This is a genomic window from Desulfomonilia bacterium, assembly GCA_036567785.1.
In the GTDB taxonomy this organism is placed as follows: Bacteria; Desulfobacterota; Desulfomonilia; order UBA1062; family UBA1062; genus DATCTV01.
The window spans coordinates 63030-84873 of record DATCTV010000037.1 but is presented as its reverse complement, the minus strand read 5'-3'; the positions used below and the strand labels follow the sequence as shown (position 1 = coordinate 84873).

Annotated in this window: 18 protein-coding genes; 3 read left to right on the top strand and 15 right to left on the bottom strand. The window is 49.6% G+C overall.

Annotation, left to right across the window (positions count from 1 at the left end):
* Positions 1-73 precede the first annotated feature (73 nt).
* Genes VIS94_11090 through VIS94_11070 form a run of 5 tightly spaced genes read right to left on the bottom strand, consistent with a single transcriptional unit; the run spans position 74 to position 7235 of the window.
* Complete coding sequence (locus tag VIS94_11090; GenBank protein ID HEY9161618.1) at positions 74-1429, bottom strand: sigma-54 dependent transcriptional regulator; 1356 nt, start codon at positions 1427-1429, stop codon at positions 74-76.
* A complete protein-coding gene (locus VIS94_11085; protein ID HEY9161617.1) occupies positions 1426-2487 on the bottom strand; it encodes a hypothetical protein in 1062 nt (353 codons plus the stop codon). The genes VIS94_11090 and VIS94_11085 overlap by 4 nt, the downstream gene beginning before the upstream one ends.
* On the bottom strand, positions 2465-4642 hold the full coding sequence (locus tag VIS94_11080; protein HEY9161616.1) for an ATP-binding protein: 2178 nt from the start codon (positions 4640-4642) through the stop codon (positions 2465-2467). Before VIS94_11080 ends, VIS94_11085 begins: the two co-directional genes overlap by 23 nt.
* 12 nt (positions 4643-4654) lie before the next feature.
* Positions 4655-6013: a UTP--glucose-1-phosphate uridylyltransferase gene (locus VIS94_11075; GenBank protein ID HEY9161615.1), complete on the bottom strand. Its 1359-nt coding sequence runs from the start codon at positions 6011-6013 to the stop codon at positions 4655-4657.
* Positions 5958-7235, bottom strand: a complete 1278-nt coding sequence (locus VIS94_11070; protein ID HEY9161614.1) for a replication-associated recombination protein A — start codon at positions 7233-7235, stop codon at positions 5958-5960. The genes VIS94_11075 and VIS94_11070 overlap by 56 nt, the downstream gene beginning before the upstream one ends.
* A 268-nt stretch (positions 7236-7503) precedes the next feature.
* Between VIS94_11070 and rpsT the strand changes: the two genes are divergently transcribed.
* The 3 genes from rpsT to VIS94_11055 all read left to right on the top strand — a co-directional run bounded on the left by rpsT (position 7504) and on the right by VIS94_11055 (position 10357).
* Positions 7504-7776 carry a 30S ribosomal protein S20 gene (gene rpsT / locus VIS94_11065; protein HEY9161613.1) on the top strand — a complete coding sequence of 91 codons (273 nt, stop codon included), beginning with the start codon at positions 7504-7506 and terminating at the stop codon, positions 7774-7776.
* Between the two features lie 130 nt (positions 7777-7906).
* Entirely contained in the window at positions 7907-8119 is a 213-nt protein-coding gene (locus VIS94_11060) for a hypothetical protein (protein HEY9161612.1), read from the top strand.
* Between the two features lie 60 nt (positions 8120-8179).
* Positions 8180-10357 carry an acylase gene (locus VIS94_11055; GenBank protein HEY9161611.1) on the top strand — a complete coding sequence of 726 codons (2178 nt, stop codon included), beginning with the start codon at positions 8180-8182 and terminating at the stop codon, positions 10355-10357.
* A gap of 71 nt (positions 10358-10428) precedes the next feature.
* Here VIS94_11055 and icd read toward each other — a convergent pair whose 3' ends face one another.
* From icd to VIS94_11005, 10 genes are all read right to left on the bottom strand, one after another.
* A complete protein-coding gene (gene icd, locus VIS94_11050) occupies positions 10429-11634 on the bottom strand; it encodes an isocitrate dehydrogenase (NADP(+)) (GenBank protein HEY9161610.1) in 1206 nt (401 codons plus the stop codon).
* Positions 11635-11742: 108 nt separating this feature from the next.
* A complete protein-coding gene (locus tag VIS94_11045) occupies positions 11743-13653 on the bottom strand; it encodes a histone-lysine N-methyltransferase (GenBank protein HEY9161609.1) in 1911 nt (636 codons plus the stop codon).
* A 1-nt stretch (position 13654) separates the two neighbouring features.
* Positions 13655-14464, bottom strand: a complete 810-nt coding sequence (locus tag VIS94_11040) for a LysM peptidoglycan-binding domain-containing protein (protein ID HEY9161608.1) — start codon at positions 14462-14464, stop codon at positions 13655-13657.
* The gene (gene aspS, locus VIS94_11035; protein ID HEY9161607.1) at positions 14461-16248 is read right to left on the bottom strand and encodes an aspartate--tRNA ligase; all 1788 of its coding nucleotides are present in this window, start codon (positions 16246-16248) and stop codon (positions 14461-14463) included. Before aspS ends, VIS94_11040 begins: the two co-directional genes overlap by 4 nt.
* 129 nt (positions 16249-16377) lie before the next feature.
* Positions 16378-17598 (bottom strand): histidine--tRNA ligase, encoded by a 1221-nt coding sequence (gene hisS, locus VIS94_11030; protein ID HEY9161606.1) that lies wholly within the window; start codon positions 17596-17598, stop codon positions 16378-16380.
* 72 nt (positions 17599-17670) lie between these two features.
* Complete coding sequence (locus tag VIS94_11025; protein HEY9161605.1) at positions 17671-18543, bottom strand: radical SAM protein; 873 nt, start codon at positions 18541-18543, stop codon at positions 17671-17673.
* Positions 18544-18614: 71 nt separating this feature from the next.
* Positions 18615-19034 carry a tRNA (N6-threonylcarbamoyladenosine(37)-N6)-methyltransferase TrmO gene (gene tsaA, locus VIS94_11020; GenBank protein ID HEY9161604.1) on the bottom strand — a complete coding sequence of 140 codons (420 nt, stop codon included), beginning with the start codon at positions 19032-19034 and terminating at the stop codon, positions 18615-18617.
* Complete coding sequence (gene larA / locus VIS94_11015) at positions 19031-20332, bottom strand: nickel-dependent lactate racemase (protein ID HEY9161603.1); 1302 nt, start codon at positions 20330-20332, stop codon at positions 19031-19033. Before larA ends, tsaA begins: the two co-directional genes overlap by 4 nt.
* A 7-nt stretch (positions 20333-20339) precedes the next feature.
* Positions 20340-20999 carry a lysoplasmalogenase gene (locus VIS94_11010; protein ID HEY9161602.1) on the bottom strand — a complete coding sequence of 220 codons (660 nt, stop codon included), beginning with the start codon at positions 20997-20999 and terminating at the stop codon, positions 20340-20342.
* Positions 21000-21040: 41 nt separating this feature from the next.
* Complete coding sequence (locus tag VIS94_11005; GenBank protein ID HEY9161601.1) at positions 21041-21829, bottom strand: SDR family oxidoreductase; 789 nt, start codon at positions 21827-21829, stop codon at positions 21041-21043.
* Positions 21830-21844: the final 15 nt, after the last annotated feature.

Here is a 21844-nt window from a genome sequence, read left to right as displayed (position 1 = left end):
GCTCATGATCCCATTCTTGAGGAGCATTCCGACGCAGACGACAACGGTAGCACTTGAATGCGAAACGGAACCGCTATTCATCCTCGGTCTTGTCAAATTTTCTGTAGAGAGTTCTGGTTGACACGCCGAGCAGGCGTGAGGCCATGGCTTTATCACCCTTCGTATATTTGAGTGTCTCCTCCATGAGCTGGCGCTCAACCTCTTCAAGGGGCGTCCCCACCGTGAATGTAAGCATCTCTTTTGTCTGCGCAATACCGGACGAGGCCATGTTGCGCGGCAGGTCGTCCTCTCCGAGCACTCCGTCCCTGTCGAGTACGACACTCCTTTCGACTATGTTTTCAAGCTCTCGTACGTTTCCCGGCCAGGCATAATCCATGAGTATGTCCATTGCCCTGGACTCGATGCCGCTTACGGTCTTGCCGTTCTTCATTGCATAGCGCGTAAGGAAATGATGGACGAGCGCCGGAATGTCCTCCTTCCTTTCCCTTAGCGGTGGTAGGTTTATCGTTATGACATTGAGCCTCCAGTAAAGGTCTTCCCTGAACCGGCCTTCCCTGACCATCTCATCGATTTTTCTGTTCGTTGCGGCGATAATCCTTACATCGACGGTGATGGTCTTGTTACTGCCGAGCCTCTCGAACTGGCCTTCCTGAAGTATGCGCAGAAGCTTGACCTGCACCGGCTGAGGGACTTCTCCTATTTCATCAAGAAAGATGGTCGACTTGTCGGCCGCTTCGAATCTTCCTTCCCTGCGGCCTTCGGCGCCCGTGAACGCGCCTTTCTCATGTCCGAAAAGTTCCGCCTCGATCAAAGTCTCGGGAATGGCCGCGCAGTTGACCCTTATCATGGGCCTGGCCGCCCTCGGGGAAAGGCGGTGTATCATGTTGGCAATGACCTCTTTTCCCGTACCGGTCTCTCCGAGTATCAGGATTGTAGCCTGGCTCGGTGCGGCCTGATTGACTATGTTGATGACATCCTGCATGGCGCGGCTCTCGACGCCCACAATGAGGCCCGATTCAAGCGATTCGACCTGCTTCTTGAGCTTGAGGTTATCCAGCGCCAGAGTCTGCTTTTCTATCGCCTTGTTCACGGCCTTGAGTATTTCCGCCTTCTTGAAAGGCTTGGTTATATAGTCATAGGCCCCTTCCTTCATCGACTCGACAGCAGTATCCACGGCAGCATAACCGGTTATCATTATAACTTCCGAATGTGGCGAGACCGATTTACAGAGTTTCAAGAGTTCAAGGCCGTCCATTCCCGCCATCCTGATATCTGTAATCAGAAGATCAATCCCGCCGGACCTGATTATTCTGAAGGCGTCCTCTCCGTTCGAGGCCGTATCAACCGCATACCCTTCCTTTTCCAGTATGACCTTGAGCGATTCCCTTATACCCACTTCGTCATCGACAACCAGTATCCTTCTGCTCATGGCTTGAACGGGTCCTTTCGAAGTTCATTCGCCTTGACTTTAAGCTTGCGGTTCTTAACTGAAATTTCCTTGAAAACCGCCTGACCGTCTTTGCTTGCATAGACAAAATAATTTCCGGGTGCCACCCCTTCAAAAACCGCCCGGCCTTTTTCGCTTGCCCTGGATGAATACCGCACTGCCGATTTTTTCAGCTCCCCCGCCTCGCGGGTAAATTCAAGGAGGGCCGCCGATTTAGCGGCATCAAATTCCTTCTTGGCCTCATTATATTTAACAGTATCTTCCTGCGCCGATAAATTCTCGCTCGAGGTCCTTGCCAAGATGCCCTGAAGCCTGTCCTGAAATGCCTGCTCGGCAGTCAGGATTTTGCTCTGGTCCTTGTATTCGACCGAGTTGGTAAAATGGATATCGGTTACTTTAAGTGACAATCCCTTTTCGGCATTTTCTCTGACATAGGCAAGATCGTTCTTACTCATCTGTCCCAGAAGGAAAGAAAAGCTGTCAGAGTTCTCCTCCGTCGTAATCAGGCTTTTACCGGGGGCGATGCCTGCCTTGAGCGTCGTCCTGTCGACGAAATCAAGGACCAGCTTAGACGATGTCTGTATCTGCATTTTTCCGATCACGGGCGTATAGACTGCATCCGCAATTATCCTGTCCGAATTGTTTACTGCCGTATAGGTAAACTCAATCTCTCCGGTAGCGGATGTTTCAGGAGATATGAAAGACTTCACCTTGTTTATTTTAATGTCAAGTTTTGAAATATACTCATTTTTGATTTCCTTGATCTTAGCATTCACCGCATCATTGTCGGACCTGCTCGAAACAAGGGCCTTATCCGCCAGGGCTTTCAATTCCGGAAGGTTGTAACGGGCTTGAATACTCTTGATATTCGAATTGTATTTCCCATGAATGAAACTGAGTACCTCGCCGGTACCCTGAGACATTAGAAACACCTCGCCCGTCCCGGGAGGGACAACAGCAATTACCTTTGACCCGTCAGCCATTGCAGCCTTTGCTGCAAAGAGGATTACCGCCAGACTAATTATTGTTTTCCTTAACATCTTCTTTCTCCATTTCCCCGTTATAAACCGGCAGCGTCAGCATGAAAGTGGTGCCCGAGCCGCGCTGACTTTCCACATCCACCCACCCGTCATGGGCATTGGCTATGTACTGAACCAGATACAGCCCCAAACCCGTGCCGTTGTCTTTTGTCGTAAAATACGGGTCGAATATGCGCCTCTTTATATCTTTCGGAATCCCCGATCCCGTATCCTTAATAAATAATACAAGATGCTTGCCCCTTTCCATCATCTGAACCTCGATTTCTCCCCCCGACGGCATAGCATCGATGGCGTTCTTGATGAGATTTATAAGCACCTGCCTGAACTGCCCGTTATCGATGTTGATCTTTGTTGAAACCGCAGGTTCGGTATATTTCAGAATGATATTGCGCCTGCTCATCTCCGGCAGCATCATATCAAGTACCGATGAAACAACGGAGTCCGCTTCGATCACCTGTTTTTTAGGCATGGGAAGCCTTGCATATGCAAGGTATTCCTCGGTAATGTTCGAGAGCCTGTCTATCTCGTTGATAACCACTTTTAAAAGCCTCAAGGCCTCGGCGTTCTCGCCGGTAACCCCCTTAACTTCATCCTCCAGAAGCTCGGAATGAAGCATTATCGAGGTGAGCGGGTTCCTGATCTCATGGGCCATGTGGGCCGATATCTGACCTACAGAGGCAAGCTTCTCCGCTTGAATAAGCTTTTCAGTAAGGGCCTTTTTCTCTGTTATCTCGACTCCGTACTGTACCACAAGATCAACGCTGCCGGACATGCCTGCAAGGGGTATGGCGCTTATATCAAAATATCTCTTCTCGCCGTCGATCTCAATCATCCTGTCTCTGAGCGTCTGGATTGCCGAGGTATCAAAGGCGGCCTGTATGACCTCCTCGGGGCAGAATATCTGTTTTTCGTCGAAATCGTCGATACAGTTCATGCCGGTCACCTTGCTGCGCTCTTTTTTGTAAAGGCCGCAGAAATTCTCGTTTGCATCCTTGATGAGCATTCTGTCGTCAACGGTAACAAGAAAATGGGGAACGCCGTTGAATATTGCTTCAAGTCTTTTATTTGCGGTCAGCACCTGGTCCGCCCATCTGTTGCGTTCGTCCGCCTTGGTGCGCGCCCTGTTTATTCTCAAAAGGAACAGGGTGGCTATAACGATGAATGCTATGCTGACTGAACCAAGCGTAAGAGTGTTTTTGAAGGTGCCCTGCATGAGGTACACAACCTCCCGGTACGGGGAAGTGACGACAGTGACCCACCGCCTGTTCAGAAAATGAACGGAAGAAAATGCGAGCAGTTTTTTTGTAAGCTCTCCATTGGGATAATGAGGAAATACGATTTCGGAACTTCCGCTGTTTTTGACCTCCATCTCCTGTCTGACTTCTTCTATGCCCTGAATCGGGATTCCGTTGTTTTTCATCTTCAGTATCACATCATGTATGTTCATACCCACCATGGAAGGATCGGGATGATAAAGGAGCATGCCGGTCTCATCCACCAGCCAGGTGTAACCCGTCTTTGAAGGCCTTACAGTTGCGACATACTGGGCGGTTATGTTCTTGATATCGATGGCGCATCCGATGACCCCGTTGAATTTCTTATCCGGCCCTACAAGCGGAAATACTATGACAAAGGTCTCGAACTTGCCCGGAATATTCCGGTTTTCCTCTCCGCCGACAAGAATTATATCAGACACATAAGGCACCTTCATCTGCCGGGCCACCCTGAAATAGGTGCGGTAGCTGAAATCCTTGCCGTCAATCCCGGGCAGAACATCCGAGGGAAAATGATACTGCATTATACCCGTGTCATTTTCCCAGAATATGAAGTTCACCTTGTTCCTGAGCGACGTGTAGGCGTTTTTCATGGCTATGGAAATTTGCTCTCTGTCACCTTCCGCAACAGGTTCGATGCGTGACGTCAGGCTCATCACATTGATAATGTCGTTCATGTACTGCTGTATGCCCATTGCCATCTGTTCGGCCAGAAGCTCCTGCTCGCGGTTAAACTGGGCGGCCATCTCCCTTTCCACTATCCTGAACGAATGCATGGCGAAGATTACTACAAAACCGAGTACCATCAGGGAACCCACCCAGATGATAATCCCCCAGTATGTTTTTTTGAGATAGCCGGTAAATGAGGTAAGAAGGTTCAATCTGGCCTCCGGTTATTCTATGTAAATGTTCCGCCCGGCAATATCCGGAATATCTGAAACACGCCTCTTCACATCTACTGCATCCAGGGCGAAGAGGGGGCTTATTTCAACGAGTGTATCCCGGGGGACTTTGATGCCTGCACTGCAAAGCCATGACCTGTGCAGGTCGGACTGCATCTCTTTTGAGGATTCGAGAGAGTCTTCCCCTGTGGCGTTTTTTACCGGTGCGAATTCATCTTCCCTCTTTATCTCCAGTGTAACCGATGACGAGGTCAAAGGCAGAGCATCGAACACGAAGCCCTCATACTTGATACCGATTATTTCCTGCGGCTTGCCTGACTCATCGAGCGTCTGGATCTTTTTGAGCGCCTTGTGAAAAGGGATTGAAAGCCCTTCTGAGGTTATCCTGTCTGCAAACGACACGTTTATCATGTGTATGGCAATCGAACCTGCCCAGTATCTCATGTCACCATTTTCGTCCTTTGCATAAAGCAGGTCCTGAGGCATGTCGCTGTATTCGATCACGCATGTCTTGCCGCCTGTTCTGGCAATCACGCCTACCTTCTCTTCGGGATTTCTTTTCTTGAGTATCTTGGAAGACATCTGTGCCGATTTTTCCCTGTGCAGACCCACAAAAAGCGGGTCGCATATCTTGACCAGCGGGTTGTCCACTTGAAAATAAAACAGCTCTTCAATACCCAGGTTTTTCATTAATTCGATGCATCCGTTTCGCCTTAGTGCGGCGAAAGTGCCGCCGTGACCGTCGGGATTCATGAAAAGCCCTCCGGTCCGCGAAAGAACAAATCTGCCTTCAGAGGTAAACGACGGGAGCATGCCCTGTATGAAAAAATGAACCTCGTTTTCATTAAGTCCGAAATAATTGTTTTTGATAAAAAACTCTTTTGTATCCTTATCGTTAATCCTCGATGTCATGATGAAAAAATGCACCGGCGCACCATAGCGGTTTCTAAGGGCAAGTATTTTTTCCGAATGTATTTGAAAAAGGCTCTTGTGCATTACCGGGCTCACTTCGACAGTACCCTTGGGAACGGAAACCCCCAGTCGCGAACCCTGTCCGCCTGCTACAACGACTACAGCCACCTTGCCTTCGGATATAAGATTTTCACCAGACGAAAAGTAAGGCCCGGCCTCGGCAGTTGAAGCAAATCCGGCAGATATTATCTCGACCGGTTCGATTGCACCTTCGAGCGGTTTATACATGTTGAGCCCGTTGATCAGATTCTTCACGACCTGAGGGTCGAACGCATCGAGATCAGCTTCAATCTGATCCTTTCTGATGTAAGGGGCACCTCTTTTAATCAGGTCTGCGAGTCTGTCCTGATGCAGCTCTCTTAGCCTTGTTTCTAGCATCGATTATCTCCTTGAGCCTTTTTTCAAAACCCTCGTTTCCGGGGTTGTAAAGTCTTGTCCCTTCAAGACCTTCCGGCATGTACTCCATTTGAAGCGCCCCCAGGGGGTCATCCGGCGCATATGCATAGCCCTTTGCATAGCCAAGTTCCTGCATCAGTTTTGTAGGGGCGTTTCTTATGGCAAGGGGTACAGGCGGTGTCCCTGTTTTTGCTATCAGTTTTTTTGCCTTCATTTCCATAATATAAAGGGCATTGCTCTTAGGCGCCAGAGCCAGGTAAACCGCAGCCTGATACAGTGCAATATCGGCCTCAGGCATGCCTACCGAGGTGAACGCATCCCTTGCAGCCATAACCATGCGCAGTGCGTTGGGATCTGCCATCCCGATGTCCTCGGAGGCCATCCGGATCATGCGCCTCAGTATGTAGAGCCTGTCCTCGCCTGCTTCCATCATCCTTGCAAGCCAGTAAACACTGGCATCGACATCGGAGGCACGTACGCATTTATGAAACGCGCTTATGAGGTCATAGTGATAATCTCCCATCCTGTCATGATAAAGCGGCCTTTCAAGCAGCCCGGCCAGGTCAGCCTTTCTGATGACGGAATCCTCCGACCTCGTTACTATGAATTCAAGAAGGTTAAGCGCTGCCCTCGCATCACCGTCTGCCGCCGAGGCTATAGAGGCAAGAGCGTCCGGTTCTATTTCCTTTCCAAGGGTTTTGAGTGATTCGTCAGTAAGCGCCCTTTCCAGAATTATGAGGATTTCTTTTGTTGAAAGTGATTTGAGCACAACGACCCTTGCCCTTGAAAGGAGTGGGGAAATAATGGAAAAAGAAGGATTTTCAGTAGTTGCGCCGATAAATATTATTCTTCCGCTCTCCACATGGGGCAATAGCGCATCCTGCTGTGCCTTATTATAGCGGTGTATCTCGTCGATGAAAACAATCGGGGTTTCGGCCTTGTTATCGGCGTCGCCGGTTACCTTTCTCAATTCCTGAAGTCCGCTCGTTACGGCACTCAGAGAATTGAACCTTTCAGGGAACAGGTTGCTGATAATCGTTGCTACAGTGGTCTTACCGCTGCCCGGGGGACCCCATAATATGGCTGACTTGGCGGCGCCTTTTTGAAAATCGGTAATATATTTTTTCGCCTGGGCCTGTCCGATGAGGTTATCAAGGCTGATTGGCCTTATCCTGAAAGCTAGCGGCTGAGCGGATTTCCTCATTGGAATAATATATCAAAAAAAGAGAATAAAAAAAATTTCAAAAAAAATAAAAAAAACTGTTAAGTATTTTTAAATCATACCGATATGGAATAATAGGTTCTTCAAGGTTCATTCCCCGTAGAACCTCCTCATATGTTGCAGGTCGCCAAGGACCTGCTTTTTTTTTGCCTGATTGAAACCCTGCACTATAAAAACCTTGACATATATTTAAGCCCTATATATTAGGTTTTAGCTCACAGCGAGAATAATTAGGAGGATATACAAAGATATGGCAAACAATCCGTCTGCATTAAAAAGGGTCAAGCAGAGCGAAAAAAGGCGTATAAAAAATAAGAGCACCAGGTCCACCATCAATACAACCATAAAAAAGGCATTCACCCTGCTTGAAGAAAAGAACACAGATGAAGCAAGGGCTACGTTCAAGACAGCGGTTGCAAAACTTGACAGCGCTGTGAACAAGGGCGTGTTGAACAGAAACACCGCATCACGCAAGATATCAAGGCTTACAAAGAAATTCAACGAAACCTCAACCCAGGCATAAAATATCCTGCCGGCTGCAAAATCCCGCCGTTATTCAGGCGGGATTTTTATTTTTCAGGTCTAAAGTCTGTTGACACTTCAAGCCCGCACATGCAATATTCTTTCATCTATTTAACTCGGAGTGTTTAAAGATGGATGTTGACGGGATAAAGTCAAACTCGAAATGGATAATAATAGGCATTGTTATCCTATTCGGAATCATTTTCATCCTCCAGAACTTCGAGCAGACATCCTTTCAATTTCTCATCTGGACGCTCTTTTCCGGACCCAAGTGGATAATAGTTTCAGGTACATTCATAATCGGTCTGGGCTTCGGATACCTGCTGGGTAAAAAGAAGTCATAAATTTCAGACCGGCATAACTTTATATACCTTTTTTCGCTTAAAGTTTTTCACGGAGGAGATATGTACAAGAGAATCAATTCATATTCCTGCATTTCCGTAATTTTAATAACCACCCTGAGCCTGATTTTAACCAGTACCGTCAATGCCTCTGAAGTCGACCCGTCCAGGACAGCTGCCAGATACGATGTGCGGATCCTGCGCGATAGTTGGGGTGTGCCGCACATATTCGGCAAGAAGGATACGGATGCGGCTTTCGGTCTAGCTTATGCGCAAGCTGAAGATGATTTCAAGACGAGCCAGCTGGTGTTGATGGCAGTGAACGGCAGGCTCGCAACAATTGCCGGAAAAAAATGGGCCGGAAACGATTATCTGGTGCAGCTCATGCGATTGTGGGATACCGTCAATGAAAAATACGAGACAGACTTAAGCCCTGAGACGAGAGCGCTTTGCGAGGCATATGCCGACGGCGTCAATTATTATGCAGCCCTTCATCCTGATGAGGTGTTACCCGGACTCCCCCCGGTCAGCGGAAAGCATATCGTAGCAGGCTTTGTACACAAGATGCCCTTGATGGTGGGAGCAGACAAAGTGCTGGAAGATCTCTTCAAGGATAAAAAACCTGCTGTCTCAACAGCAGATAACACGCTCGCTTTGTCATTTAAAAACGAGAACTTCTCACTTTACGGTACCAGAGCTGGTTCAAACGCCTTTGCGGTATCCCCGAAGCGCGCTGCCGACGGCAAGACCCTTCTGGCAATCAACTCGCACCAGCCCTGGGAGGGGCCTGTGACCTGGTATGAAGTGCAGGTGCACAGCGACGAGGGATGGAACATGACCGGCGGGATATTTCCCGGCTCTCCCGTTGTTTTTCACGGCCACAATGAATACCTGGGCTGGGCGCATACGAATAACTATCCCGATCTGGTGGATACCTATGTCCTTGATATCAATCCCGATAACCCCAATCAGTACCGCTTTGACGGGCAGTGGCGCGATCTGGAGGTACGCAAGGCCCCCATCCGGGTAAAGTTGTTTGGGCCTATCCACTGGACTGTAAACATGGAAGTCTGCTGGTCCGTTTACGGGCCGGTAGTACGCAGGCCGCACGGGGTCTATGCCATCCGCTGGGCGGGCATGGGAGACATTCGACAGGTGGAACAGTGGTACCGGATGAACAAGGCACACACAATGGATCAATGGGAACAGGCCGTGCGCATGTCGACGCTGCCCATGTTCAACTGCACATATGCAGATAAGGAGGGAAATATCCTCTACCACTATCAGGCGCTTCTGCCGCTGAGGGCCAAAGGCTTCGACTGGAAAAAGACCGTGCCGGGCAATACCTCGCAAACGCTGTGGACTGAGTATCTGCCGTATGACAAACTCCCGCAGGTTAAAAATCCGGCTTCCGGCTTTGTCATTAACTGCAACAATACCCCCTTCCATACGACCCTTGACCCTGAGAATCCGAAAAAAGAGGATTACGCCCCGGAATTCGGCATAGAAGACCGCATGACCAACCGCTCAATGAGGGCGCTTGCACTTCTGGGAGCCGATCCTTCGATTACTGAAAAGGCTTTTTACACCTACAAATACGACATGGCCTATGCCCCTCAGTCCAAGATGGCCGGGATGGTAAGCCGTATCCTTGCCCTTCCTGAACCTGACGAAAATACGCTCAAGGATGCAAGGACCACCCTATGCAACTGGGATCTTCAGACAAATCCTGAGAGCCGTGGTGCGGCACTGGCGGTGCTGAGCTATATGAACATTGTGGCCACAAAGGGAAAACCTGAAGTCAAGGATATCACTGATGAACAAATGAGAGCCGGATTCGAAAAGGCGGCTGCTACCTTGAAAAAGAACTTCGGCAGAGTTGATGTCGAATGGAATCAGGTCAACAGGCTGATAAGGGGACATGTCGATCTGGGTCTCGGCGGAGGCCCTGACGTGCTTCATGCAGTGGATGGCGATCTTCAGAAAGACGGACGGTTAAAGGGAAAAGAAGGTGACTCCTATATCCTTATGGTCAGTTGGGACAAAAACGGGCTGGTTCACTCCGAGAGCATCCATCAGTACGGCAGCGCCACGCTGGATGAGTCATCGCCGCATTATGCGGACCAGGCGCCTCTCTTCGTTAAGTGTCAGCTCAAACCCGTGTGGCGCGATGAGTCCGAAATACGTCAGCATCTGGAAAAGGAATACAGGCCCGGTGAAGAGATCAGGGGAAAGAAATAATCAAAGAGAATAATTCTTGGTGCTGCATCTGTATCTGATGCAGCACCAATTCAAAACCTCTGGTATCTTTTTTACATTCTTTCGATTATTGCGTTTGCAAATCCCGAACAGCTTACCAGCGTTGCACCGTCCATCTGTCTTTCAAGGTCATAGGTGACTTTTTTATCGGATATGGCCTGAGCTATGCCCTTTCTGACAAGGTCTGCCGCTTCCACCCAGCCGATATGATCGAGCATCATGGCGCCTGAGAGCATGAGAGATCCGGGATTGACCTTGTCCTGTCCGGCATATTTGGGAGCCGTACCGTGTGTCGCCTCGAACACCGCAACCGGAATGCCTATGTTCGCGCCAGGGGCCATGCCGAGTCCGCCTACCTGAGCGGCCAGCGCATCGGATATGAAATCGCCTATCAGGTTCGGAACCGCCAGAACGCTGTATTCGGAGGGCCTCAAAAGCACCTGCTGGAACATGGAATCCGCAATGCGGTCATTTACAAGAACCTTGCCCTCAGGGACCTTCGCACCATTGAGTTCGCTTTCGATTACCGCGACATCCGAGAATTCGTCCCTGACAAGCTGATATCCCCAGTCCCTGAAAGAGCCCTCGGTATATTTCATGATATTGCCCTTGTGTACCAGAGTCAGAACAGGCTTCTTCATCCTGACCGCAAATTCCATCGCCATGCGGACAAGGCGCTTTGTTCCGGTTATGGAGATAGGCTTTATGCCGACACCTGAATCAGGCCTTATCTTTGTCCCGAGTTCGTTGTTCAGGAAGTTAATCAGCTTTTCCGCCTTTTCCGTCCCCTGCTGCCATTCGAAGCCAGCATAGACGTCTTCGGTGTTCTCCCTGAATACTGTTATATCGACGAGTTCGGGCCTTTTCACCGGGGCAGGCGTGCCTTCGTAATACTTCACCGGCCGCACACAGGCATAAAGGTCAAGCACCTGCCTTAGCGTGACATTAAGGCTCCTTATGCCTCCGCCCACCGGAGTCGTCAGGGGGCCCTTTATGCCCACAAGATATTCCTCAAGGTCTTTAAGCGTTTCTTCGGGAAGCCATTTGCCTGTTTTATTGAAAGCCTTCTCTCCTGCAAGGACCTCGTGCCATGATATCTTTTTCTTTCCTGCATACGCCTTCTCCACAGCCGCATCCATCACGGCCTGTGAAGCCTTCCATATATCCGGGCCGATTCCGTCGCCCTCGATAAAACATATTACCGGATTATCGGGCACATTCAGTTTTCCATTCTCGAAAGTAATCTTGCTTCCAGTCATTTTCTCTCCCTCAAATTATTGTCGTGAACTTTGAAATACCATTAATGAGTAAAATGAATGGAATTTATATCAACTCACCACTTCCCACTCACAACTCACCACTTTTTTTTATATCTGTTTATTCATCTCCTCCCACATCAGGGCGTGGTACTTATGAATGTCCCTTGGGCTCATGGCCATGCCCTGGGATTCATAGACGCTCTGGATGACCTTGACCACGTCTTCAAAGCGTATATCCAGACCCAGAACACCGATCATATCATCATCTTCATTAGTTATCGGCGCAGAGACGGTCATGATAAGGGCCCCGGTTATTCTTGATGACATGATGCCGCTCACATGAAGCTTGCCGTCCTCGACCGTATTTCTGAACCACTCGCGGTCGGAGCAGTCCTCATGCTCCTTTATCTTATGCAGGAAATGTCCGCGGTATTCAGGCTGCGTAATGTTGCGCGTCACCTTGATACCCTTCATATCGGTTACATAGGCAAACTGAATGAACGGGTATTGCTCGATGAATTCGGTGAGCGCCTCCTCCATCCTGTCGCGCTTCATGCTGGTCATATTCTTGTTTTCAAGGAGCTTCTCGATAAGCTTGCTGGCATATTCCGAGACCTCAGCCTTGATAAGGTCAAAGCCTGACAGGAAGAGCTGCGGGATAAAGCGCATGGTAAGCTTTTCCAGCTCTTCGTCGCTCATCGTGGTCATGCGGCCGTCCTCATATTCCTTTATAATCTGCTGATACATCTTCGTGATGCCGGGATGTCTTTTGTCAATGAGACTGTCTTTGTCAAGCTTGTAATGGTTGTTTATCCAGTGCACGAGGCTCGCTTTTCCCGACTTGTCCGTGATTGCTATTGCTATGGGTTTACCGAGTATCTTGGCGGTATCGAAGATATTGTAGATTTCCTCGTTCTTGACCAGACCGTCGGCGTGTATGCCGGCCCTTGTCACATTAAAGTTCTCCCCAACATAAGGGAAATTAGGCGGTATGTTATAGTTCATTTCCGAATTCACATAATTGGCCAACTCGGTCACGGCGACCGTATTCACGCTCTTATCCATACCCCTTAACTGCAGATATTCGAACACCATGGCCTCGAGGGGGGTGTTGCCCGTCCTTTCACCGAATCCGAGTATGGCGCAATTGACGGCGTGGCAGCCGTAAAGCCATGCAGTGGTTGCATTGACTAGCCCTTTATGAAAGTCGTTATGCCCATGCCATTCAAGAAGCCTGCCGGGTACTCCTGCATCATCGATAAACGCCCTTACCAGTTTGTCAACCGATCTTGGCAGTGCCGCTCCCGGAAAGCTCACGGCATATCCCATCGTGTCGCACAACCTTATCTTGACGTCTATCCCGGACTCTTCGCTGAGCTTCATAAGCTCCCTGGCCAGGGGTACACAAAACCCGAATATGTCGGCTCGCGTCACATCTTCAAAATGACACCTGGGTATCACACCGAGAGCAAGGGCCTCCTTGACGATCCCCAGATACTCGTCAAGAGCTTTTTTCCGGTCGAGCCCCATCTTTAGATATATGTGATAATCGGAGACCGAGGTCAGTATGCCCGTCTCATCCATCTCCATTTCCTTGACAAGCTTGAGGTCATCCTTGTGGGCCCTTATCCATGACGTAATCTTCGGATATTTGTAACCTTTTCCCCGGCATGCCTCCACTGCAGCCTTGTCTTTTTTCGTATAAAGAAAGAATTCACTCATCCTTATGAGACCATTCTCTCCGCTGATCCTGCTCAGGAAATCGAAGATTGTCTCTATCTGTTTCACAGAGAAAGGCGTCATAGACTGCTGGCCGTCTCTGAATGTCGTATCCGTGATAAATATATCATCGGCGGGCTGAACCGGGATGATCCTCATGTCGAAATCTATTTTGGGAACTTCCTCGTAATTGAAAATATTACGGTAATAATTTCCTTCTTTCCTGTCCTCGATGCCCGACGGAAAATTCTTGCCAGGCGTGTAGTAGAACAGCTTCAATTTATCGTCCCATCTTGCCATCTTACTTGGTCCTCCTTGGAATCAATGCATCCTTTGGAATCTTTTCAGGTTCACCTGCACCTGCTTCCCTGCGCGCCTGAATTATTTCTTCGAGACTCATGTCTCTTGGTATTTTAAGCTCCTGTCCGCCATAAAGCACCTTGGGGTCTTTAATCTGATCCCTGTTGGCCTTGTATATGAGGGGCCACATGAACGAGTCGTTATAGATATCATGCCTTGAAGCAACACTGGGAAGGGTATCCCCCTTCTTGACAGTATATACAGATGGAAGGGTGGAACTTGAATCCGGCTCCCCCTGCTTTCTTGTATCGTCTTTTTTTATGACCACTTCTTTCCCGAGGGCTTCAATCTTTTTCTGCTTTGCCTCTGCCGTAGCGGCCCTTGCATTTTCAAACTTGGCGTCAAAAGTCGCCTTAAGGGCTTTCATCTTCTCACTGTCATTATCGGCATAGGCGTTCTGCATTTCCATATAGACCAAAAACAATTCGTTGGATTCCTTTGATGCATATTCAAAACCCGAGATGGCTATTATGCTGCGCAATCTCTCTGTTGAATCGTTAAGAATCTGTCGGTTTTCACTATCAACACCCCTGAGATATTTAAGCGCAAGATCAAGCGCCGCCTTTTCATCGCTGGTATTGCCCTTCTTTCTGGCCTCTGCCGCAATTTTGAAACATTCAAGGCTCTCGGAAATCAAAGCCTCCTCCGTCTCAGGTTTCTGGACAGGACCGGCCGGTTTCTTATCCTTTGATGTCGTGGCGCACCCTGCCGCCATAAGTAGAATCAGTATAAAAAATGATAACCTTTTCATGATTTGACATCCAGCAGGTTAATTCCCAGTTCGGTAAGCTGGGCCGAATTAACCTCCGAAGGCGCATCAGTCATCTGGCAATACGCCTTCTGCGTCTTGGGAAAAGCTATGACATCCCTGAGCGACGAGGCCCCGGCAAGAAGCATCACCAGCCTGTCCAGGCCGAACGCGATTCCGCCGTGCGGGGGTGCACCGAACTCCAGCGCCTCGAGCAGGAAGCCGAACTTGGTTTTTGCCTCCTCTTCGGTAAAGCCGATCGAATTGAAAACCTTCTGCTGGACATCCCTTCTGTGGATACGTACACTTCCGCCGCCTACTTCGCTTCCGTTAATGACCATATCATAAGCCTGTGCACGAACCTTCAACGGGTCTGTGTCCATAAGGCCCAGATCTGATTCGTGAGGCGCCGTGAACATATGGTGTACTGCAACAAGTCTCTTCTCCTCCTTGTTGTACTCGAACAGAGGAAAGTCGATGACCCATAATGCGCTGAACTCGTTTTCGGGAATCATACCAAGCTTCGCCCCGACATGAAGTCTGAGCGCACCGAGGCTTGCATTTACCATGGCAGCGTCTCCCGCAATGAAGACCGCCGCATCACCTTTATCCATACCAAGCTTTTCCTGGACGGCCTTTTTCTGTTCGTCATTCAGATACTTCGCAATACTCGACTGCCAGCCGTCGTCGCCCAGCTTAGCCCAGAGGAGACCCCTGGCGCCGAAATCCGCCACGAACCCGCCCAGGTCATCGAGCTCCTTGCGCGACATGCCCGAGCCCCCCTTGATTGTGAATCCCTTTATTATCCCGCCTGACTCGACGGTAGAGGTAAAGACCTTGAATGTGCTGTCCTTCAGTATGTCCGTTACATCCTTCAGCAGCATCCCGAAACGGGTATCCGGCCTGTCCACGCCATAGGAGTTCATCGCCTCCTCATAGCTCATCCTGGGCAGAGGATCGGGCAGCGAAACTCCAATCGTCTCTTTGAACATGGTCCGTATGAGCCCTTCGCATAGATCGAGAATGTCGTCCCTGGTCATGAAGGAGAATTCCATATCTATCTGGGTGAATTCCGGCTGACGGTCGGCTCTGAGGTCTTCGTCACGAAAACATTTTACGATCTGGAAATAGCGGTCGAATCCCGAGATCATCAGAAGCTGCTTGAAAAGCTGCGGCGACTGCGGCAGAGCGAAAAATTTCCCCGGAAAAACCCTGCTTGGCACAAGGTAGTCGCGTGCTCCCTCCGGTGTGCTCTTTGTCAGGACAGGGGTTTCGACCTCGACAAATCCTTTCGAATCAAGGAAGCGCCTTGTTATGAAGGCCGCCTTGTGCCTCAATATAAGGTTCTTCTGCAGTGCTGGCCTTCTGAGGTCCAGATACCGGTACTTGAGCCTTAGCAGTTCGGTTGCATCAGTTGAGTCTTCGATCACGAAAGGTGGCGTTTTAGCCTCGTTAAGTATCGCTATTCTTTTTGCCGTAAGTTCCACCCTTCCTGTCTTCATGCCTGCATTCTGCATTTCCTTAGGCCTTGGGTTAAGCTCCCCCTGAACCGCTATACAGTATTCCATCTTCAGCATGCCGCCGGTTGAATGCGCCTCGGGCTCGGTCTCGGGATTGAATACCACCTGGCATATGCCGCTCCTGTCCCTGAGATCGACGAATACAAGCCCTCCAAGATCGCGCCTTTTCTGCACCCAGCCCATGAGTGTTATCATCTTGCCACAATCATCAAGGCCTACTTCTCCGCAGTAATGGGTCCTCTTAAATCCGGCTGTTTCTGAGCTCACGCTATTCTCCTTAATCAAATATAGTGGTGAGTAACGAGTGCTGAGTAAGAAGGCAAAATCAAATTCAGATTCAATAATGCTCCAGTTTCAGAATTTTTCATTACCCGCCTCTTGCTTTTTAAAAATTACTTATCCAACAATATCTACAAGTTTTTTTAACAGATCTTCCTGTTTCACCTGCTCCTGAACGCCCGTATTCAGGTCCTTCATGGCAACGCTCCCGCCGGCCATCTCATCATCGCCTATTATGAGGCATATCGGATAGCCGGATTTACCTGCCAGTCTCATCTGGACCTTGAAGCTTTTCTCAGGCGCCAGTTCCGTTCTTATCCCCTCCCGCCTCAACTGTGCGGCAAGCCTCAAGGCCTCTTTTTTAGTATTCTCGCCAAGAGCCGTTATAAAGCAGCCCTTCTTTTCTTCAGCGATATCAGGAATCAGCATCAGAAGCCGCTCCATTCCAAAGGCGAAACCGACTCCAGGCACGTCATTACCACCAAGCGCGGCGACAAGCCCGTCATACCTGCCCCCGCCGCCTACGGCATTCTGAGACCCCAGACCTTTTGCAGTCATTTCAAAGGCGGTACGTATATAATAATCCAAGCCTCTTACCAGCCTGGGATTCTTTTGATAAGGGACATGAAGGGCATCAAGCCCTGCCAGAACCATATCATAATGCGTCCTGCATTCCTCACAGAGATATCCTGAATTTTCAGGTGCACCTTCAACCGATGTCCTGCATGCATCAACCTTGCAGTCGAGCACCCTGAGCGGATTCATGTACATCCTTCTCAGACAGTCCGGGCATAGGCTTTCTTTTTTTGCCTCAAGAAAATCCTGTAGCGCCTTCTTGAAAGCGAGTCTGCAAACCGGACAGCCGAGCGAGTTTACTTCAAGAGCGACATCAGACAGCCCGAGCGCCACGGCAATGTCATATGCAAGGGCAAGAGTTTCCGCATCGGATAACGGCCCTGACTCTCCCAGCCTCTCGCAGTTAATCTGGTGAAACTGGCGGTAGCGTCCTTTCTGCGGCCTTTCATAGCGGAACATCGGGCCGATCGAGAAAAGCTTCTGCACCGGTTCCTGGCCGAGAAGTCCATGCTCGATAACGGCCCTCATGACCGAGGCCGTGGCCTCCGGTCTGAGTGTGAGCGATGAATCGCCCTTGTCGATAAAAGTGTACATCTGCTTTTCAACGACATCAGTATCCTGGCCCATGCCTCTTGAAAAGAGTTCCGTTTTTTCGACAACAGGAGTCCTCAGTTCGGAAAACCCGTAGAGGCTGAAAACCCTCCTTGCCGTTTCTTCGACAAATCGCCATTTTGCAATTTCGGCAGGGAGGATATCGTTCATTCCCTTGACTGCTGTAATCAATTTATTCCCTCCAGAATCAAGGTGTATATCACCTGAGCTTGGCTTGTCAATCTACAGGCCTCTGGCCCATTCGGGCCTGAGCATCTTTTCGTCGTTCAGGGCCCTGTCTATCAAACCTAATATTTTTTCCTTGTCAGCCGGGATATCACCGCTAATGGGCAGATAATTCGACGCATGCTCGGTGCCGAAGCGGCAATTGGTAAGGTTGAGGTCTTCAACAAACCACCTGAGTTCCTTGAGCGTACCCAGTTTGTCCGGAAGCGTGAAACCGCCCCCCATAAGCTTCTTTTCATACAGCTCTTTATAAGGCCCGAGCATGAGAGTCAGGCATGCTACAAACTGCGGGTCGATGGCGCTGACCACCCTTGCCGAATCCTTTGCATGGACGAAACTGCCCTCCACGCCTCCCAGTCCTAAGAGTATGATCGTTGACATCCTCAGCCCCGCCCTCAGCGCCTTTGTGCAGCCGTCTATTATCTGCGCCGCGGTTGCGCCCTTCTTTATCTTCTTGAGCAACTCGTCATTTCCGGTTTCTATGCCGAGATAAAGGGTGCTGAGCTTGAGGTCCCTCAAAGCCCTGAGTTCATCTTCTGTCTTGGCAAGAAGGTTTGTGGGTCCGGCATAGACATTGACCTTTTCGAGGCGCGGAAACTTCTCGTTTAAAAGCCTAAGGACCCTGATAAGATATCCAGTCTCGACGCCCATCACGTCGCCGTCGGCAAGAAATATCCGTTTTGTGTGAGGGTAGATCGAGGCCATCTCGAGTATGTCCTTCTGAAGGTCATCCCACGGTCTCACCTGATAACGCTTGGTCTTGTACATGCCGCAGAAAAGGCATTTATTCCACGAGCAGCCGAGCGTCACCTGAAAAATCAGGGCACGCGCCTCGGACGGCGGTCTGTACAGGGGCATATCATACCGCATGGCTTTAATTCTCCTGGTGGTTTTATTTTTTCTGGACAGACAATAAAACCACAAAAATCCGATTTTTTCAATCAGCTGTTGGTATGTGAGATTTCCTGCTCCGTGAAATGACGGTAAGGTTTTATGTCAAGAACTGGGGTTTCGTCGACCATGTCAAGGTTTGCAACATAAAGGATATTGTCTTCAACCTTTTCAAGCCTGAGCACGGACATGCCTATAGGGTTCGGCCTTTTTGGCGAACAGAGTGTGAATACGCCCTTCAACTCACCTGTTGTGCATTTTCGCTGTATAAGCTCGTATCCTTTTGAGAGGTGAAAATGAAAAAGAACGATTATACTTTCTTCCCTTTCAATAAATTTGAGGCCTTCTGCATATTCGGGATAAATCTCGATTGTCCCTTTGATGTCGGATATCGTGAAAAACCTGGGCGCATCCCTGGCATCCTTTATCGGAGAATGGATAATTCCGACAGGTTCAAAGATTATGCTCATTTGCCGCCCCCTGATAAAGGCGTACAGTACGGCCCTTCCGGTATAACGGCAATCGTCTTATTTTCCGAGACCAGCGTGTCTACCATATCCTGAAGGGCTCTTTTAACCAGGTGCGGTTCTTTATTGATCGACAAGGCCGAGATATGTTCCGCTTCATCTTCATCAAGCCCGCTGCTTAAAAAGATCAGTCCGCCGGTTCCGACTTTATCCACAGCCCTTATCTGCATCTGAAATTCCCACTGATCCTTTTCCACCCGGCATGATTTCTTTATATGCTCAATAAATCCGTGACAATCCTGCGAGTGGGCAAACATGATGTCGCGGTATTCCTGCGAGCCCAGGTGCTCCCTGCAAAAACCTGCGGAAATGATTTTACCGCCCGGCTTTACGGCGGGGATTGCACCCACCATCCCTTTTACGCACTGATAAAATGTCGTATCAAGCGGATAGCCGCCCGAGCCGGTTATAACTGCATCCGACTCGTTTTCAACAACCGGGCAGGCATGCCTGCGGACAAAAGAGCAGGCCTTTTCATGTGCCGCCTCAAGTCCGCCTGCGAATGCAGCGACAAGCCTCTTTCCTGAATCCAGGACAACGTTCAGAGAATAATCGACGCCCGCAAGCCTTGCAATGGAAAGGGCCTCCTCATGGCAGGGGTTGCCTTCAAGTATCGCATTAGCCGCCCCGGGGCTGGCCAGAAAATCGTGGCTGTGAAACGCCTGAATCGTATCAAGCGATACCAGGCCGGGACATACAGCCTTTCTTCCGCCAGAAAAACCGGCCATGAAATGCGGCTCAACAAGGCCTGTCACTATCCTGAAGCCGGCCTCGACGAAATCCCTGTTCAGAAATACAGGCCTGCCTGAGAAACTCAGGCCTTCTATTCTTTTTAATTTACCGGTTGAATCATGGTCAACGATCGCATATTTTTTTGCAGCATCGCCGAACATATACTCCCTCTCGTCAGGCGTGCTCGGCCTGTGCATGCCTGTAGCCACCAGAATCAATATCTCTTCAGGCCTGACTCCTGTGGATTCGATCTCTCCTGCAAGTTCGGGAAGAAATTCCCTGTAGGGAACAGGCCTCGTTATATCCGAAACAACAATAACCACTTTGCCTTCACGTCTGGCCGCAAGCAACTGCCTGAGTCCGGGCGAACCGATGGGGTTTCTGAGCGCATCAGATACTATACTCGAAGCGGGCGCGGCGGGCTCTGGATAACTCGACCTGTAAACCTTTGCATCTTCAGGCACATCAACAGCCAGAACCGATTTATCGTATGGGATTTCAACAAGCATATCCGCTTCAGATGAGCCCTGTCGAAAACGCAATCATGAACTGTGCCGTATAATACATGGGCAGCCCGATGACCCGGTTCAGGAATTCCTTTTTCACAAACCTGTGCCTGGCAACAAATATGTCGGACACATAGAAGAGTATAGCCCCTGCATAAACCAGTATCTTGCCTGTCATATCCAGCATCGAGTTGCTCTTTAACGCCGAAGCGCCCATGACCATTGCCGAGATGATGAGAATATAGGCAATCACCGGCCCCAGCATGCTTCCCAGAGTGGGTTTGAGCCAGAAAAACACACCCATGCTCAGGGCAACACAGGAAACCGTGGTCACCCACATTACGGCGCCTGCAGTGCCGCAGGAAAAAAATGCTATCGTATACATGACATGTCCGGCAAGAAAAGCCCCGAGTCCTGCGGTAAAAACCTTTTTATTGAAAAAGAATATCAGGCAGACATCCCCGATCAGACACAGTATCAGCCCGGCAAATACAAGATAGAAATATGTCATGTTCATGTGCGTTTGAAGCAGAGCTGCCAAAATAAAAAGCAGGGACAGAACGGGTTTGACACTCAAAAGTCCCCTGGTCGATTCCTTTTTTTCAAAAAACAGAAGTCCTGCAAGCAGAAAAGCTGCTATCACCAGTATTACCGGATAATGCTGCACCATATTCTCCTCCCTGGAAAAGATGTCTTATCCTGACCCTTCGGCTAATTTCTCAGTTCCTTGCGGGCAAGTACAAAGTCGAGGATGAACGGACTCACTCTCTGGAGTATATTGGTTATCTTGCCGACAGGGGTGAGAATGCGCTCACGCTGTCTTTTTTCAATGAGAATCGCAATCCCTGCTGCAACACCTGCAGGCGTGTCGTGCGGCGCCCTGTCTATTGGACGCGGTGTCCCGTCGCCCTTCATAACGGTCTTCGTCGGATCCGATGTCGTGAAGCCCGGGGTTATGACACCGACATGGATCCCATAGGGTTTGAATTCAAGCCTCAAGGATTCGGCGAGGCTTCTCAGTGCGGCCTTGCTAGCGCCGTAAATGCTGCCTGTAGGTATCGCCCTGATGCCGCTGACGCTTGAAACGAAAATGACATGCCCCTTGGAGGCCTTGAGCGCATCGAGTGCGGCAAGGGTCATATTCACGGAACCCATGAAATTTACATCCATGAGCTTGGCGCATGTGCCTGAAGTGCATTCTTCAAAATTGGCCACTATGCTTATGCCTGCATTGTTTATGAGAATGTCCAGCCTGCCGTAATTCTCGAGGGTCTTTTTTACTGCAAGGGCACAGCTTTCATAATCAATGACACTGGAAAAAACGGCCATTACATCCAGGCCCTTGGACTTTAACAGGGAAGCGGATTCTTTCAGCCTCTCCTCCAGTATGTCGGTTATTACCACCGAGGCCCCGCGGCCTGCCAGGAGTTCAGCCGTAGCGAAACCAATACCCCTTGCAGCCCCTGTTATAAGGACAACTTTTTTATTAAAAAAATCCATGTGAATCTCCTTCAT

What these genes read in the sequence shown, in the direction of transcription:
- VIS94_11085 (HEY9161617.1), bottom strand. Translation starts at nt 2,487, where the DNA reads ATGTTAAGGAAAACAATAATTAGTCTGGCGGTAATCCTCTTTGCAGCA.
- VIS94_11005 (HEY9161601.1), bottom strand. Translation starts at nt 21,829, where the DNA reads ATGGATTTTTTTAATAAAAAAGTTGTCCTTATAACAGGGGCTGCAAGG.
- VIS94_11045 (HEY9161609.1), bottom strand. Translation starts at nt 13,653, where the DNA reads ATGGCAAGATGGGACGATAAATTGAAGCTGTTCTACTACACGCCTGGC.
- VIS94_11060 (HEY9161612.1), top strand. Translation starts at nt 7,907, where the DNA reads ATGGATGTTGACGGGATAAAGTCAAACTCGAAATGGATAATAATAGGC.
- rpsT (HEY9161613.1), top strand. Translation starts at nt 7,504, where the DNA reads ATGGCAAACAATCCGTCTGCATTAAAAAGGGTCAAGCAGAGCGAAAAA.
- hisS (HEY9161606.1), bottom strand. Translation starts at nt 17,598, where the DNA reads ATGAACGATATCCTCCCTGCCGAAATTGCAAAATGGCGATTTGTCGAA.
- larA (HEY9161603.1), bottom strand. Translation starts at nt 20,332, where the DNA reads ATGCTTGTTGAAATCCCATACGATAAATCGGTTCTGGCTGTTGATGTG.
- VIS94_11055 (HEY9161611.1), top strand. Translation starts at nt 8,180, where the DNA reads ATGTACAAGAGAATCAATTCATATTCCTGCATTTCCGTAATTTTAATA.
- icd (HEY9161610.1), bottom strand. Translation starts at nt 11,634, where the DNA reads ATGACTGGAAGCAAGATTACTTTCGAGAATGGAAAACTGAATGTGCCC.
- tsaA (HEY9161604.1), bottom strand. Translation starts at nt 19,034, where the DNA reads ATGAGCATAATCTTTGAACCTGTCGGAATTATCCATTCTCCGATAAAG.
- VIS94_11025 (HEY9161605.1), bottom strand. Translation starts at nt 18,543, where the DNA reads ATGCGGTATGATATGCCCCTGTACAGACCGCCGTCCGAGGCGCGTGCC.
- VIS94_11075 (HEY9161615.1), bottom strand. Translation starts at nt 6,013, where the DNA reads ATGCTAGAAACAAGGCTAAGAGAGCTGCATCAGGACAGACTCGCAGAC.
- VIS94_11070 (HEY9161614.1), bottom strand. Translation starts at nt 7,235, where the DNA reads ATGAGGAAATCCGCTCAGCCGCTAGCTTTCAGGATAAGGCCAATCAGC.
- VIS94_11090 (HEY9161618.1), bottom strand. Translation starts at nt 1,429, where the DNA reads ATGAGCAGAAGGATACTGGTTGTCGATGACGAAGTGGGTATAAGGGAA.
- VIS94_11010 (HEY9161602.1), bottom strand. Translation starts at nt 20,999, where the DNA reads ATGGTGCAGCATTATCCGGTAATACTGGTGATAGCAGCTTTTCTGCTT.
- VIS94_11040 (HEY9161608.1), bottom strand. Translation starts at nt 14,464, where the DNA reads ATGAAAAGGTTATCATTTTTTATACTGATTCTACTTATGGCGGCAGGG.